At 61.0% G+C, this 14,287-nt stretch carries 13 protein-coding genes; 10 read left to right on the forward strand and 3 right to left on the reverse strand.

Going from position 1 to position 14,287, the window contains the following annotated elements; translation table 11 throughout:
- The first annotated feature begins 49 nt into the window (after positions 1-49).
- The 8 genes from nadC (at position 50) to R3C19_22600 (ending at position 8,314) form a co-directional block, all read left to right on the forward strand.
- Positions 50-973: a carboxylating nicotinate-nucleotide diphosphorylase gene (gene nadC, locus R3C19_22565; protein MEZ6063138.1), complete on the forward strand. Its 924-nt coding sequence runs from the start codon at positions 50-52 to the stop codon at positions 971-973.
- A gap of 940 nt (positions 974-1,913) precedes the next feature.
- The gene (locus R3C19_22570; GenBank protein MEZ6063139.1) at positions 1,914-2,231 is read left to right on the forward strand and encodes a hypothetical protein; all 318 of its coding nucleotides are present in this window, start codon (positions 1,914-1,916) and stop codon (positions 2,229-2,231) included.
- 349 nt (positions 2,232-2,580) lie between these two features.
- Complete coding sequence (locus R3C19_22575; GenBank protein ID MEZ6063140.1) at positions 2,581-2,841, forward strand: hypothetical protein; 261 nt, start codon at positions 2,581-2,583, stop codon at positions 2,839-2,841.
- A gap of 407 nt (positions 2,842-3,248) precedes the next feature.
- A complete protein-coding gene (locus R3C19_22580; protein ID MEZ6063141.1) occupies positions 3,249-4,520 on the forward strand; it encodes an ATP-binding cassette domain-containing protein in 1,272 nt (423 codons plus the stop codon).
- Positions 4,521-4,668: 148 nt separating this feature from the next.
- Positions 4,669-6,651 carry a sigma-54-dependent Fis family transcriptional regulator gene (locus tag R3C19_22585; GenBank protein ID MEZ6063142.1) on the forward strand — a complete coding sequence of 661 codons (1,983 nt, stop codon included), beginning with the start codon at positions 4,669-4,671 and terminating at the stop codon, positions 6,649-6,651.
- A gap of 79 nt (positions 6,652-6,730) precedes the next feature.
- Positions 6,731-7,291: a Uma2 family endonuclease gene (locus R3C19_22590; GenBank protein MEZ6063143.1), complete on the forward strand. Its 561-nt coding sequence runs from the start codon at positions 6,731-6,733 to the stop codon at positions 7,289-7,291.
- A gap of 221 nt (positions 7,292-7,512) precedes the next feature.
- A complete protein-coding gene (locus R3C19_22595; GenBank protein MEZ6063144.1) occupies positions 7,513-7,842 on the forward strand; it encodes a hypothetical protein in 330 nt (109 codons plus the stop codon).
- A 10-nt stretch (positions 7,843-7,852) separates the two neighbouring features.
- Positions 7,853-8,314: a hypothetical protein gene (locus R3C19_22600; protein MEZ6063145.1), complete on the forward strand. Its 462-nt coding sequence runs from the start codon at positions 7,853-7,855 to the stop codon at positions 8,312-8,314.
- 200 nt (positions 8,315-8,514) lie between these two features.
- Here the strand turns inward: R3C19_22600 and R3C19_22605 are convergent, their stop codons facing one another.
- The 3 genes from R3C19_22605 to R3C19_22615 all read right to left on the reverse strand — a co-directional run bounded on the left by R3C19_22605 (position 8,515) and on the right by R3C19_22615 (position 10,437).
- The gene (locus tag R3C19_22605) at positions 8,515-8,868 is read right to left on the reverse strand and encodes a hypothetical protein (GenBank protein MEZ6063146.1); all 354 of its coding nucleotides are present in this window, start codon (positions 8,866-8,868) and stop codon (positions 8,515-8,517) included.
- Between the two features lie 190 nt (positions 8,869-9,058).
- Positions 9,059-9,355 carry a hypothetical protein gene (locus tag R3C19_22610; GenBank protein ID MEZ6063147.1) on the reverse strand — a complete coding sequence of 99 codons (297 nt, stop codon included), beginning with the start codon at positions 9,353-9,355 and terminating at the stop codon, positions 9,059-9,061.
- Positions 9,356-9,378: 23 nt separating this feature from the next.
- Entirely contained in the window at positions 9,379-10,437 is a 1,059-nt protein-coding gene (locus tag R3C19_22615) for a hypothetical protein (protein ID MEZ6063148.1), read from the reverse strand.
- Between the two features lie 171 nt (positions 10,438-10,608).
- Between R3C19_22615 and R3C19_22620 the strand changes: the two genes are divergently transcribed.
- On the forward strand, positions 10,609-11,256 hold the full coding sequence (locus R3C19_22620; protein ID MEZ6063149.1) for an ECF-type sigma factor: 648 nt from the start codon (positions 10,609-10,611) through the stop codon (positions 11,254-11,256).
- Positions 11,257-11,269: 13 nt separating this feature from the next.
- Positions 11,270-14,170, forward strand: a complete 2,901-nt coding sequence (locus R3C19_22625) for a protein kinase (GenBank protein MEZ6063150.1) — start codon at positions 11,270-11,272, stop codon at positions 14,168-14,170.
- The last annotated feature ends 117 nt before the right edge of the window (positions 14,171-14,287 follow it).

The following is a 14,287-nucleotide window of genomic DNA, read 5'->3' on the forward strand; positions in this document are numbered from 1 at the left end:
GGCTGGAATACCGGACGAGACAACGGAATGCCGCACCGCCGGAGATTCTATGACTTCCCGCGCAATTGACGACCCACCGCCGATCGACGACGCCGCGCTGCAGTCAGGTCGCACGCTGATTCTGCTGGCTCTGGATGAAGACCTGCGGGACCTCGGCGACCTGACATCGCTGGCCACCGTTCCGGCCGAACATCGAGCCAGCGTGAACGTTGTTGCCAGGGAAGACGGCGTGCTGAGCGGCGGAGTTCTGATCGCCGGCGTCTACGAGGCTCTGTGCGAACGACTCGAAGTTCCAACAGATTCCGTTTCCGTGCAGATTCACCTTCCGGACGGTGCGCCGCTGCAACCGGGGGCGCACGTGGCGACCGTGTCCGGCCCGACTCAACTGCTGCTGACCGGCGAACGTGTGGCGCTGAACTTTCTGATTCACCTGAGCGGCATTGCCAGCCGAACGGCTGAATTCGTCCGCCGGGTTGAAGGCAGCGACGCCGTGATTCTGGATACTCGAAAGACGCTGCCCGGCTATCGGCTGCTGCACAAATACGCGGTGCGCTGCGGCGGCGGCACCAATCACCGGATCGGTTTGTTCGACGGGATTCTGATCAAGGACAACCACCTGGCCGCTCGAAGCAACCGGTCCGTATCCGACGCCGTTTCTGACGCACGACGATATCTGAACGATCACTCGCTGTCGCTGCCGGTGGAAGTTGAAGTCGATACGCTGGAACAGTTGCGGAACGTTCTGCAGGTTGTTCCGCAGATTGTCTTGCTGGACAACATGAACGCCGCTCAGTTGCAGCAGGCGGTGGCGATCAGAAATGAACTTTCGCCGTCAACGCTGCTGGAAGCATCCGGCGGCGTGAATCTGGAAACCGTCGGCTGCATCGCGGGAACGGGAGTCGACCGGATCAGCATCGGCGGCATGACTCATTCGGCTCCCGCGCTGGATCTGGGCTACGACTGGCCATGGTAGACGACTGCTTTGTCGGCCGATTATTGACGGACCGGACGGCCGACGTCGCAGCGGACGGGTCTGGGCACACGCGGCTCGGCGGGAGCCTCGCCCTCCCAACGGCAGCGGACGGGTCTGGGCATACGCGGCTCGGCGGAGGCCTGCCTCCCAACGGCAGCGGCCGTTTTCGGCAGGAGCTCGCCATGGCTACGTCAGCCCCACATCTGCATTCCTCATCGAATCACGCCTGCGCCGTGGCGGGCTGTTGAATGCCTGCCGGGCGTCGCCGTGTTACCGTCCGTCGATCCGAGTACCGTTCAATTTTTCATGTCCTGTTCGACTACAACACGCTTCGGTGCAATGGAGAGTCGTCATGCAGCGGCGTTCATCGGCATTGATGCGGAGGACGTCCACCCAACACGCCAGCGCGCCTTCGCGGCCGGCCCTCACCCCGATTTTTCCGCTTGACGACACGCAGAAAATCTCCTCTCCCGCGTTGCGGGCGAGGGGACCATGCGTCACGCCCGCAGATCATGAACGACACGGCGTTGAGGGGTTATCTGAGAATCTCCGTGACCGGAGTGTGGCTGCAACGCTGCCATTTCCTGGATGAAGAAAAGAGAAGGAATCTGTCATCGACCACGCTTTCATCGAACTTGCCGGAGTTCGCGTCCACAACCTGAAGAACATCGACCTGAAGATTCGCCACAACGCTCTGACGGTCATCTGTGGAGTCAGCGGGTCCGGGAAGAGCAGTCTGGCGTTTGATACGCTGTATGCCGAAGGTCAGAGGCGATACATCGAAACGTTCTCGCCGTACGCTCGACAGTTTCTGGACCGCATTGAACGGCCGGACGCCGACCGCATCGACGGAATTCCGCCGGCGATTGCCATTCGCCAGAACGCTCGCGGAACCGGTCATCGCAGCACCGTCGGCAGCCGCACGGAGATTCTGGACTATTTGCGAATTCTGTTCGCACGGACCGGTGACGTCGTCTGTCCCGACTGCGGACTTTCCGTGCGTTCGTTCACGGCGGAAAGTGCGTCGCGGCATCTGCTGACGGTCGCCGGCGGCGCTCGAGCGATGTTGTGCTTTCGTCCGACCGGATTCACGGACGGCACGTCCACGGCGGATGTCATCGAACACCTGGTTCAGCAGGGCTTCGCGCGAGCGATCCGCGGCGGCGAGACTGCTCGTATCGAAGAACTCGACGCAAACCGCATCACCGTCGACGAGCTGCACATCGTTGCGGACCGAATCCGGATCGACGCCGGATAACCTGCTGCGGATCTCGGAACCGTGGAATCGACCTATGCGTTGGGTTACGCACGCCTGTGTGGCGTTTGTTGAAACGGAAGCTGCGGAAGAAGACTTCCTGGAAGGTAGGAGCTTCGCCGCCGCTGGTTCGTATTGACGGAAAGCTCTGGCGGAAGAGCGTGTTGTCGAACCAGCGCACGTGTGAATCCTGCGGCCGTTCGTTTCCGGAACCAAGTGCCGAGCTTCTGAATCCGCAATCCGTCAGCGGTGCGTGTTCGACGTGCGAAGGTTCCGGCAGCGTGTCGGGAATGACGCTGCAAAAGGTCGTGCCGGATTCGTCCGTGTCGCTGCGGGACGGAGCCATCCAGCCGTGGACACTCCCGCATATCGGCACGAATGGACGAACTGCTGGGCGCTGGCCGATGAGTACAGTCTTCCGTGGATGCCGTTTTCGAAACTGTCGGACGAACACTGCCGGTTGATCGTGGAAGGAGTTCCGGAACGAAGCTTCGGCGGACTGAATGGATTTCATCGCTGGCTGGTTCGGCATCGGTATAAGAAGGGAGTGGCCGTGTTTCTGAACCGGTGGCGAACGTGGCTGCCATGCCCGGATTGTCTCGAACGCGGCTGAATCACGATGCCGCATCCATAAGGCTGCACGGTGAAAAACGATCACTGACGCCGTGGCGATGGAGGCGTGTGAACTGGGTTGACCTGGCCGACCAAATTGGGCGCCTTCGAAAGCAGTGACTCCAACGATACTCGCGATGCCGATCCGCTGGACGTCGTTCGTCGGCTTGAACGCCGTGGCTGACGTTTCTGCGGGACAGCGGAGTCGGATATCTGTCGCCGGACCGGACGCTGCCAACGCTGTCCGGCGGTGAAGCTCAGCGAGTCGCGCTGACGGCGGCGTTTGGTTCCGGCCTGATTCACACGCTGTATGTTCTGGACGAACCGACGTCCGGTCTGCATCACTCCGATACGCAGAAGATCATTGCGGCGGCCAGACGTCTGCAGGAACCGGGCAATACGGTTGTCGTGGTTGAACACGATCCGGACTTCATCGAAGCGGCGGACGAAGTCATCGAAATCGGCCCGGCCGCCGGTCAGGACGGCGGTACCGTTGTCTTTCAGGGAACGCCCGCCGAACTGCTTCGATCAAACACCGTCACCGGACGTTCGCTGGCCGCGGCTCGCGAGATGCAGCGGCGCGCGAACGGGACTCCTTCGCGGCCCGTTGACACTGAACCGCCGACAGCGAAGGTTCCGCAGAAGAAGGAGCGTTCGGAAACTCGCTGGCTGAAACTTCGCAACGTGAACTGCCACAACATACGCGGGCTGGACGTCGACATCCCGCTCGGGACGATCTGCGCGGTGACGGGCGTGAGCGGCAGCGGGAAGAGTTCGCTGATTGCCGACGCTCTGTATCCGCATGTGGCTCGAATGCTGGGACAGGTCTGCGATCCTCCGTCGGACGCGTCGGTCGCATCGATTGACGGCGTGTCGCAGATCGGCGGTATCGAGATGCTGGACCAGTCGTCGCTGAAGACGTCCAGCCGCAGCGTTCCCGCGACGTATGTGGGAGCTTTCGACGATATCCGCGGGGTGCTGGCGGATACTCACGAAGCACGAAAGCGAAATTACAAAGCCGGCATGTTCAGCTTCAATTCGGCAAAGGGAGGCCGGTGCGAAAACTGCAGCGGGCTGGGTAGTGTGACGATCGAAATGCAGTTTCTGGCCGACATCGAAACCACCTGCGACGTCTGCGGCGGAAAACGGTTTCGAGCGGACGTGCTGGAAGTGCGTTATCGCGATCGGTCTGTGTGCGACATTCTGGACATGACCTCCGATGACGCATTCACGTTCTTCAACGGGCATCGACGCATCCAGCAGCGGCTGAATTCGCTGCGGCAGGCGGGGCTGGGCTACGTGCGACTCGGCCAGCCGATTTCGACTCTGTCAGGAGGAGAATGCCAGCGTCTGCGAATCGCGTCGCTGCTTGCGGGAACGGACGCGTCCGCCGAGTCCCCCCGAACGGCCGGAAAAGCGTCGTCCGCCGAATCCGCGGCGCTGGGGACACTGTTCATTCTGGACGAACCGTCTACCGGACTGCATTTGCACGACATCGATCAGTTGATGCAGTGTTTGAACCACCTTGTTGAGATCGGGCATTCCATCCTTGTGATCGAACACGATCAGTCACTGATTGCTCACGCGGACTACATCATCGAACTTGGCCCCGGCGCAGGAAAGTCCGGCGGCCGGATCATCTTCGCCGGACCACAAACAGGGCCGGATCTCGTGTCCTGACACGCCGCCCAACTCTCAACTCCGGACTCTCAACTCTGGACTCCTCCTCCCCCGCCATTTGACTTTCCGGAACAGCTTCGTAATCTGCTCTGCCATCATCTGGATGGCGCGGTGGTGAGTAGTTTTGATGTCACGGAAGGAGTCGCTCTTGGCTGCTGCAAAGTGGATTGAACGGAACGAAATGCTGCAGAATCAGGGAAACGACGCGTTCGGGTCTCTGATTCAATTGTGCGGACGCCAGTTGGCGGACGCCGTCGAAGCGGACGATTTGGGGGAGTTCCTGCACCGTCAGTTGGCGGAGCTGGCGTCGGAATTGGCGGCACAGTGGGTCGCGGTGCTGAAGCGAATACCCGGGCCGGCCTGGCAGACTCTGGCCGAACACGGGCGTCACTCGCTGTCCGAAAAGCCGGTTCGAATCTGGGACGAATCGCTCGAACGGGAATCCGCCACAATTCAGGACGTCAGCGGCGGCTGGAGCGTTTTTGCGTTTCCGCTGGACCGCGACAATGCGGTCGCGGACCTGTTGGTGGGAGCGACTCGAAGTCCTGACGGCCAGCTTGCGTCGGCCGGTTTTCTGGCGGCTCAGGCGTTAAGTCTGTCGGCCCGGCTGGCGGATCAGAATGTTCAGAACCTGCGACGTCTGGACCGGCTGAAATCGACGCTGGACATTGCGTCCAAGTTGTCATTGGCGGAGGAAAAGGCTCCTCTGCTGGAACTCATCGCCAGCGAAGCGACTCGCCTGCTGGACTGCGACCGAGCCAGCATATTTCTGTGGGATCGGGATCGCGGCGAAGTCGAAGCCCGGCCGGCGCTGGGAGTCCCCGGCGGTTCGCTGCGGCTGCCCGCGAACGAAGGGATTGTCGGCGATACGCTGCGAACCGGGCAGGCGGTCATCGTCGCCGACGCCTACGACGACCCGCGGTTCAACCAGGACGTCGATCGCAAAAGCGGTTATCGAACGCGCAATCTGGTCTGCGTCCCGCTGAAGGATTCGGACGGCACCATCGTCGGCGCTTTTGAATGCATGAACCGGCACAACGATCTTCCGTTCACGGATGAAGACGTCGAGTGCCTGCAGCAACTGGGAACTCAGGCGGCGGTGGCCGTTCGCAATCTGAAGGAACGCAGCCTGCTGCACCGCAGTCGCGACCAGTTGGCGGCTCAGGTCACGAGCAAAGTGCAGATCATCGGCGAAAGTTCGGCCATCGCGGCGCTGCGAGACACGATTCGCCGGCTGTCGATGACCGACCTTCCGGTGCTGGTCCTTGGCGAAAGCGGCACAGGCAAGGAAGTGGCCGCTCAGTCGCTGCACTACAACGGTCAGCGAGCGAACTCGCCGTTCGTCGCCGTCAACTGTGCGGCGCTGACGGAAACGCTGCTGGAAAGCGAACTATTCGGCCACGAACAGGGTGCCTTCACGGACGCTCGCGAAGCGCGGCAGGGCAAATTCGAACTGGCGGACGGCGGGACGCTGTTCCTTGACGAAATCGGCGACATGAGTCCCGGCGGCCAGGCAAAACTGCTGCGTGTGCTGGAACAGAAAGTCATCACGCGAGTCGGCGGGTCTCAGGCGATTCCGATCGATGTGCGGATCGTCGCCGCCACCAACGCCAACCTTGCGGAATCGGTGCGGGAAAAGAAATTCCGCGAAGACCTGTACTATCGGCTGAGCGTTGTGACTCTGGACCTGCCCGCTCTGCGCGACCGGCCGGAAGACATCCTTCCGCTGGCGGAGCATTTCCTGAAGCACTTTGCGACTCAGGCGCGGCGCCCGGCGCTGCAGTTCACGTCGGAAGCGCGCCGCCGGCTGCAGGCTCACACGTGGCCGGGCAACATTCGCGAACTGCGAAATCTGATGGAACGAGTCGCGTTTCTGTGTCCGCACGATCGCGTGGACGTCGACGATCTGGCCTTCATTCTGAGCCCCGGACAGAAGAGCGGCGATCAGCCGTCGCTGGACATGGGACTGGAAACCGCCACGCGCGTTTTTCAGCGGGACTTCATTCGCCGCTGCATTCGTCAGGTCAACGAAAACATGACCGACGCCGCGAAGCTGCTGGGCCTGCACCGGTCCAACCTGTATCGCAAGATGAAACAGCTGGAAATGAAGGAAGTCAGCGGGACGGAATGACCAGTCCGCCGTTCAACTCAGTCCCCGGCCGATGTAGAATGCGGTGCGGTCTTTCCAGGTAAATTACGTGAGGCATCTCATGGCGTCGGTCATTCATCAGCGTTTCTCCGTCGTGCAATACGACCGGATGATCGACGCGGGCATCATTGCCGAAGACGAACCAGTGGAACTGATTAACGGGGAGATCGTCCGGAAAATGCCCATCGGAAAGCGACATCTCGCAACCGTTAATCGCCTGACACAACTGCTCGTCAACCGGCTCGATTCACGGGCACAGGTCAGCACTCAGAATCCCGTGGTCTTCGAAGACAGTGAGCCGGAACCGGATATTTCGGTGCTGGCGTGGCGGGATGACTTCTATGCTTCCGGGAAGCCGCGAGCCGAAGATGTCGCGTTACTGATCGAAGTTGCCGACGCGTCTCTGGAATACGATCGCGACGTCAAGCGACCGCTGTACGCTCAGGCGCATATCGCGGATTTCTGGATCGTCAACCTGGTCAGTTCCGTGCTGGAAGTGCATCGTGATCCGCAGCCCGATGGATCGTACGCGTCCGAACAGTCGCTGGCTTCCGGCGATCTGGTGCGTCCACTGGCGTTTCCTGATCTGGAACTGCGCGTCGACGAGATGCTGGGAATCTGACGTCGCATGCCGGTTCGCTCGCATGCCCGAACGACGGTGTCGGTCCGATAACCGTGGCGGTTCCTGCGGGCACCTGCTTTTTGTATCCCGACGGTGTCCGGATAGAGTCCTGCGGAATAGCGAAGAAACATCGAACGCGAACGGCTGCTGGCCGGCCCGGCGGCATAAGCGATGTCCGTTACAGCACTGCCGAACGCGGCCTTCGCGCATGTGTGAAGTTGATGTGGCAGAACCGCGCAGGAAGCGTTGGCTTTCTGCTCAGCATTCTGCAGCTTGCCATCTACGCGGGCATGTTCGGACTGATGTCGCATCTGGTCAGTTCCGGCCGCGCGGAGGAACTGAATGAGCATTCCGCGGAGTCGTGGACCGTTGTCGTGCTGTTGCTGGCCGGTATGCTGACGACGGCGGTGGCGCTGTTTTTGTCGCTGTACGGTGCAATTCGCGGCGTCCCGAAGACTCCGGCGATTATTGGACTGTGCCTGTCGTTTTTCGTGGGAGCCACCGTGACATTTGTTCTGCTGATCGGCGCACTCAGCGGCGCGCAGGGCTAAGGTTCGATTGATGAGCAACGCGGAATCCGACCATTCGCAGCCCGCCTCCGCATCGCGATCAGCGGCGGCTGTCGGTGAGGCTCGGATCTCCAACACGGTCGCGGTGACGGGACTCGTCCTGACAGTGGTCGCCGCCGGACTGTACGTCCTGTTATTCGCCGCCGTGGGCTCGCTTCCGGGCGACCCGGAAGAATTCGGCGCCAGCGTGACGACCGCCGTGCAGGTTCGTCTGGTAGTCCTGGCCAGTGCCGCCGGAGTCGTCAACATCATCGGCCTGACATTGTGTGCCGTCGGACTGTTCCTGCCGGACCGGCCCCGAGTGCTGGCGGCAATCGGTTCCCTGGTGTCATTCCTGCTGCTGGCGGGAATTCTGGGCGTTCTGGCGATCGGCGTCGTCATGCAGAAGCCGTCGGCGCCGGTCGGAACAAACGCCGCCGCAATCCGGCTGTCAGCAGTCGAAGCCGCGACCTGAAGCCATGCTCTTTCGTTCCGGCGGGACCGGAGATCATGAGCAGCAGGAAATTGCGACATCACTTCTCGCTGAAGTGCCCGTGCTCAACACTGAAGGGCACCGCCATTTCCTGGATGAACAGAATAGGTTGCGGTGCCAACTTTCGTCGACCTGCGTCTGTTCGACAAGGAAAGTCAAGGCAGGTCACGGCAGATCGAATCTCAGGAGGTTTCCTGCACGACCCGGAAGTGCCAGACAAAGTTCTTGGCGTAGTTGCTGAGTCCCCAGCGGGCGTTGAAATGGACGACTCCCTTGCCGCCGGACAGCGACGTGTTGTTGGCATACCGGACGTGGTAGTCGGACTTGTTGCGCTTGTACTCCTGCACGAACGTCGTTTTGTTGCCGATGTTGACACCGGGAAAGAAGTACTGCAGCAGGGATCGATACGTCGAGTGGGTAATCTCCGTGCAGCCGCTGGCGGAATTCCCCAACTGGGCCGGTTCTCCCTGATCCTTCCAGGAATTGAAGTTGGTCCGCAATTCGTCTCGTGCTTCGATATAGGTGACAGCGGTCATGGAATGATCCTTTCTGTTTTCAAAGGCTGTGAGGGCTCCCGAAGGGCTCGACTTTGAACGCCGCGGGCATGCCGGGAACGATTGAACGAAGGTCCGCGGAATCCGCTCAGGTGATGGCAAACGGCGGAGCGTCGGACGGCCAGCCCGGCGGACAGCGATTCGGTGTTCAGCGCAACCGTGCCGCGTCAATTCAGCGACGACAGTTGCATTTGGCCTGCTGTTGGTGGCAGGTGGCACACGTCAGTTGCTTGTTCATGTGCGAAGGCAGCGACGTGACGTTGTACATCCAGTGGATGGCTCCCAGTTCCACGATGTCGTAGTACTTCTCGTGCCACGTCTTGAAGAATGGGGAGTTCAGGAATTTCTGCGGCAGCGACGGGATGAATTTTCCGGGTGAATACGGCACACCGATTTTCTGAGCAACCGCCATCGATTCGTGGTAGCTGTGCATGCCGCCGCCAACGAGATAACCGATGATCGCCAGCACGTACTGCTTCTTTTCTTCCAGGTTCAGGTTCGAACTGAACGCGATCGCCGCCTGCAGCAGAGTCCCGGTGGTTCCGGAAATGCCCGCGCCGAACAGCAGGTGACGCGCATCGACATCGTCGTAGTATCATCGGCCTCGTCGTGGCGAGTCCGGTTGAGATCTCGCGCGAACATGTCAACACCGCGGTTGCGGTTCACTGCCGTGGCCGGAACCTGTGCTCCCTGAGTTGTCGGAACAGTACCGCCGACGGTTGTCGGTGTCGCCTTTGTCGAAGCGTTGGTGCGGCCTCGCTGTTGGGGATCATCAAACCACGGCTTGCGAACGATTCCGCCGATGTTGTCATACGGGACCTGCTGAGGTCCGCCAAACTTCGGCAGGACTTTGCGGCCGATGGCGTCATGGATCGACATGATCTGGTCCAGCCTTCCGGTACGGAGAGCCTGGATCACTTCGCGCCAGAAGCGTTCCGGTCCGACGTCGTTCTTCGATTTTTCGGAGAACCGGCCGAAGCCCATTAGGGCCTGTTTCCGATTGTCGTCGTAAGTGTGCATGTAATGGCCGAATTCATCGAACAGCACCTGCTGGATCGATTTTGAAGGCGCTGCTGTGCTCTGTTGAAAGACACTTTTCGCAGCCTGGAAACGCTGACGGCTCGCGATTCCCTCAAGCCATTCGATCATGGCCCTGCTGACTTTCTGCACGGCATCCCGGGTCAGCGACATGTTGTTCAAGGCGATCATGCCGAGTTCCGATTCGCACAGCCGGCGGCGTTCATGGCTGAGTATCGAGTCGTATTTGCGAAGCTTGTACCGGGAGTTCTGCCCGAAGTTGCGGTCGTTCGTTCCGGAGTGGCCGCCCGTCTGAGCATAAACGACTCGGCCGGCGCTGGTGATCGCCCACGGAACGAAGCTGTTGCCGTTCTGGTATTCGCCGATGCTTTTGTAGCCCTTCGTCATTCGCGGCAGCTTGCCGTTGGGGCAGTTGATTTCCCGGATGACAACGTCCCTGACCACCGTCGGCTGTGTACGCTTTCCAAGCGTGACCGAAACGTCGTCGAATGTGCGAACAAGAAACTTCGTCATGGCTGGTATCTCCGTGGGTTTGCGTGTGGATTCGCTGATGTGAGCTGAGCGTGTACAATTGGCCAGATGCAGGCGATTTCGGATTCGGCGAGAAGCATCGCCGCCGGCCGCCTGTGGTGAGATGTTCAAGTCGCGTGACGTCGCGCCCCCGGAATTTCGAAATTCTTCTTTGTGCCCGTTTTTTCCTTCGGAACCGATGCTGAAATGGACGCGGCCGAACCGTTCAACCAGTTGATGGACCGCGTGAAGGCCGGTGACGCCACGGCGGCGCAGTCGTTGTGGAACCTGTATCACCCGGCGGTTCTGCGGTTGCTGCGGAAGCGGCTGCCGGCTCATCACCGGCGCGCGTTCGACGAGGACGATGTCGCCGCCAGTGCGTTCATGAGCTTCTTTGACGGCCTTGCCGCCGACCGGTTTCCGGATCTGACGGAACCGGACAATCTATGGAACCTGCTGGCTGTGATCGCCGGACGCAAGGCTCAGTCGTACGTCAGGTTTCACGGTCGAAAGAAACGCGGTGGAAGTGCGCTGCGAGGGGAATCCGCGTTCGCGCCGACGGAGGAACGTTCGGTCCGCGGAATCGAACAGGTGGACGGCGGCGATCATTCTCCGGCAACGGTTGTCGAGTTCGTCGACGAAGTGGACAACCTGCTGGCGGCACTGAAAGACGACGACCTGCGCACAATCGCGCTACTGAAACTGGACGGCTTTTCCGTCGCGGAAATCGCCGCGGAAGCCGGTATGACTCAGCGAGCCGTTCAGCGGCGGCTGGCGCTGATTCGTCAGACGTGGCGCGAGTCGGCCGGTGTTCCCAACTGACGGATGATTTGTCATGTCCCGCACGGTGTCCGATCAGGCTGACCTTCCGACGGCGGAGCTGAAGAGAATCGATGCGGTGTGCGCTCGATTCGAATCTGCCTGGGATCAGGATTCGCCGCCGGACCTGTCCCGGTTTCTCGCCACGAACGAAACCGCCGCCGGCGCAGCTCCGGACCGTCAGGAACAAATCCGGCTGAGACTGTTTCGGGAACTGCTGCTGGCCGATCTGGAACAGCGGCAGCGGCGCGGACTAACCGTTGGCCGCCAGTCGTACATCGGACGGTTTCCGGAACTGGCCGAACACGTCGATGCCGCGTTTCGGGAATTCGACGTCGAACACGCGGCTCATCGCCGAAGCGGATTTCCATCCATGGCCGCGGCCGCCAGCGGGACGGAGCACCTGCTGCCGAAAATGATCGGCGTCTACGAACGCGGACCCTGCATCGGCCGCGGCGGCATGGGCGTCATCTATCGAGGCCGGGATACTCGGCTGGGACGCGATGTCGCCATCAAGATTATGTCCCGACGGTGTCTGGACAATCGGGACCTGATCAACCGGTTTCAGCACGAAGCCAGTTCGGTGGCTCGTCTGTCGCATCCCAACATTGTTGTGCTGCACGACATCGGCTGCCAGGAAATTGCCGGAGTCGGCGTGTTTCCGTTTGCGGTTATGGAACTGCTGGAAGGCGAAAGTCTGCGTTCACGTTTGTCCAAACCCGTGGCCGTGCGCGACGCGATCAGCTTCAGCCTGCAGATCGCGGATGCTCTGGCCGCCGCCCATCAGCGAGGAATCATTCACCGGGACATCAAACCGGAAAACGTGTTTCTGGTGAGCGGCACGCTCGTCAAGGTGCTGGACTTCGGACTGGCGAAGACGGTTTCCGATGTCACGGCCGAACCGGATACCGTCGACGCCACAGCCCCGGCGCAGCTTTCGACACAGCAGGGACGCATTCTCGGCACGTACGGTTACATGGCTCCGGAACAAATCGTGGGCACACCAGCCACGGCCGCCAGCGACATCTTTGCTCTCACGTGCGTCCTGTTTGAACTGCTGACGGGTGTTGCCGCGTTTGTCGGTCGCACGCAGACGGACATCGCGTCGGCAACGCTGCGTGACGATCCGCTGGCAGTTCAGAACCCGCGACCTCATGTCGCCGCTGTTCTGGACCGCCTTCCTGATCCGCTGCTGGAACTGCTGGAGCACGGTTTTCGGAAGGATCCCGCTCGCCGGCTTGCTTCGGCAACGGAATTTGGCAGGCGGCTGAAGGAATTACCGGACGAATGGGACACCGGACGAACAGCGCGAGCGGCGCTGGCGGCTCAATCCCGAAGCAGTTCGCAATGGAAGAAAGCGGGCACGATGATCGCCGCGGTGTCTGTGCTGGTCGCCGCCGGCTACGGGGTCAGCCGCCGAGAAGAGCCGGGACAAACTTCGCCGGCCGTTGCCGCGGCACCAGGTTCGACAGCGACGGCGCACGCGGCGGAAACGGAAACGGCGACCGTGTCGTCGGCCGCCGGGGTCATTTCGCCGCACTCACTGGCGGTGCTGCCGTTCACGACAACCGGCGATGACAGCAGCGAACTCTTCGCGCAGGGCATCACGATTACCCTGACAAATGACCTGTCGCAGTTTCCCGAACTGGAAGTCAGGCCGTATGGCTCGTCCGCCGTGTTGGCGGAATCTTCCGATGGATCCCGGTTGAATCATCAGGACGCTGCCCGGCAGTTGCAGGTTGCGAAGCTGGTGACCGGCACGCTGGAATTTGTCGGCGAGAATATTGTCATCGTCATCGAACTGATCGACGCGGAAAAGAACAGCGCGTTGTGGAGTCACCAGATTCAGACATCGCGAAGCAAACTGCTGACGATTCAGTCGCAGCTTGCCGATCAGCTTGCCTGGCAGTTGTCGGCAGGCCCGCGGTCAGCGCTGATTTCGTCTGCCGGCCAGGCACCGACGACCAGTCTGGATGCCTACCGGGAATACATTCTGGGACAGGTGGAGTGGAATCAGCGGACTCCGGCTGCCGTCGCCGCGGCCGACGATCACTTCCGCCGCGCTGTCGAACGCGATCCGCACTTCGCCGCTGCGTGGGCCGGAATCGCTCAGTGCTGCATCGTCCAGGCGGAGCGCGATCTTGCTCCCAGGCAGGAAGCGCTGGAAAAGGCGGAGTCGGCGATTTCCGAAGCGCTTGCCGTCGATCCGGCCTGCGTCGATGCGATCATCACGCGAGCCATGATCGCGTTTGAGTTTCGTCGGGACTTTGCAGCTGCCGAACAGGGCTTTCTTTCTGCGCAGGCACTGATGCCGAACCATGTCACCGGACACCAGTGGTATTCGGAACTGCTGTCGGCCACCGGTCAGCACGAGCCGGCGATTGAACAGGCACGGCTGGCGTGCCGACTGGCTCCGCAATCCGCCATCGCATCGGCGGTTCTGGGACGGAATCTGTTCAAGGCCGGGCGGTTCGGCGAGTCCATCGAACAGTTGCGGTCAACCATTTCTCGGTACCCGGACTTTGATCGAGCCCGTGGCTACCTGATCGAAGCGTTCGAGGAGACCGGCGACTTCGACGGGGCTCTGCAGCAATGGCAGATTCTCGCCCGCGGCGACCGCATTACGGACATTTTGAAGGAATCGCTCCGGATTCGCGGGGCTGCCGGATACTGGCAGGCTCGGCTGGATCACGCGGAGGAACTCGGACGGCTGCACCCGGTTTCAACCGTATTCCTGGCGGGAATTCACGCTCATTTGGGCGGACCGGAACACCTGGACGCCGCGTTCACGATCCTGAACGACGCGTTGGTGCAACAATCTCCGGCGCTGACGGCAAATTTGCTGGTTCACCCGGCGTTTTCCGGCCTGCGAGCGGATCCGAGATTCCGCCAGCTTGAAAAGGCGTTCGAACGCTGACCGCGATGTTCCCTGACGCCTTGCGCGGTTTTCCGGAAGCGATGTGGCAAACCTCGCACCAGTTCTCAGCGGCAGTAACAAGTTCCTTGATTCCGGTCAGGAACACCCCCATAATCC

The sequence above is a fragment of the Planctomycetaceae bacterium genome, from assembly GCA_041398785.1.
Classification (GTDB): Bacteria; Planctomycetota; Planctomycetia; order Planctomycetales; family Planctomycetaceae; genus JAWKUA01.